General features: G+C 44.4%; 1 protein-coding gene and 1 pseudogene. Both read right to left on the reverse strand.

Annotated elements, in window-relative coordinates; all coding sequences use genetic code 11:
* The coding region (locus GRP75_RS26650) for an ABC transporter ATP-binding protein (protein ID WP_160790858.1) at positions 1–1,297 on the reverse strand (1,297 nt) is incomplete at its 3' end.
* Positions 1,298–1,334: 37 nt separating this feature from the next.
* Positions 1,335–1,492 (reverse strand): annotated as a pseudogene (locus GRP75_RS30575) (ABC transporter substrate-binding protein); the annotation flags it as partial.

Raw genomic sequence — 1,492 nt, forward strand, 5'->3', positions numbered from 1 at the left:
CCAGCTTACCATAAGCGATATTTTCACGAATCGTTCCATCAAAGAGGAATACATCCTGCTGTACGATACCAATCATGGATCGCAGCGATTCCAGCTTCATTTCACGGATATCCATCCCATCAATGGTAATGCTGCCTTCCTCGACATCGTAGAAGCGAGGCAACAAACTGCAAAGTGTCGTTTTACCTGCTCCTGAAGGACCCACAAGTGCTACGGTTTCACCCGCATGGATAGATAGGTCCACTTTGCGTAATACCTTATCTTTGTTCTCGTAACCAAACGTTACACCTGCAAATTGAATATCTCCGTTAAGATGGCCAACCGCCTTGGCCCCAGGCAGATCTTCTACATCCGATTCACTTTCCAGCAAATCCAGATACCGTCGGAAGCCGGCAATCCCTTTCGGATACGTTTCAATGACAGAATTAATTTGTTTAATCGGCCCCAGGAATACATTAGACAGCATCACAAATGCGATAAATTCCCCGTAGGTCATCTGTCCTTTGATAACAAACCATGTTCCACACACAAGCACAAACAATGAAACCAGCTTCATTAGTATAAAACTAATTGAGGAATTCCAGGCCATAATCCGGTACGCGATCAGCTTCGTTTTACGGAAACGTCCATTATTTTCAGCAAAACGCTCCATTTCATGAGCTTCGTTGGAGAACGCTTGAACAACACGAATCCCGCTGACGTTATTTTCAATACGAGCGTTGTAATCCGCAATATCAGAAAACATACGATGGAAAGCAGCAGACATTTTTCGGCTGAAATAAAGAGACAAGTAAATCATGAGGGGTACAATGATGAAAGTCAGTACAGCCAGCTTCCAGTTAATACCGAGCATGATACCAAAGGCTCCCCCCAGTGTCATCAATGCGATAAACAAATCTTCGGGGCCGTGGTGAGCAATTTCCCCAATATCCATCAGATCGTTGGTCATACGTGAAACGAGATGCCCTGTTTTGTTATTGTCAAAAAAGCGAAAAGATTGCTTTTGTACTCGATCAAACAGCTTTTTACGCATGTCCGATTCGATGTTGATGCCCAGCTTGTGCCCCCAATAGGTAACCACGTAATTCAGCGCAGCACTTATGACATAAATACCGAGTAGAGCTAGACAGGCATATAAAATCCATTTCCAGTTTCCGCTAGGCAGCAAATCATCGACCACCCGGTTGACTGCAAGCGGAAAAGCCAACTCCAGCAGTGCAGCCAGCAAGGCACAAGAGAAATCAATGATGAACAAAGTCCGGTAAGGACGGTAGTATTCAAAAAACCGTCTAAGCATGGTTGTGACCTCCCCTTTCTTATTTCATTTGAACTGATCACTTCGGATCAACGGAAAACATTTTAACGGCCTCATCGAGTGATTCGTCAACGGCTAGCGGTGAGTACGTAAACCACGGATCGGCTTTGATGAAATACACTTTGTGGTTTTTAACAGCCGGGAGATTTCTCCACAATGCACTTTGCTCAATTTGCT

Source organism: Paenibacillus sp. OT2-17 (assembly GCF_009827695.1).
GTDB lineage: Bacteria > Bacillota > Bacilli > Paenibacillales > Paenibacillaceae > Paenibacillus > Paenibacillus polymyxa_B.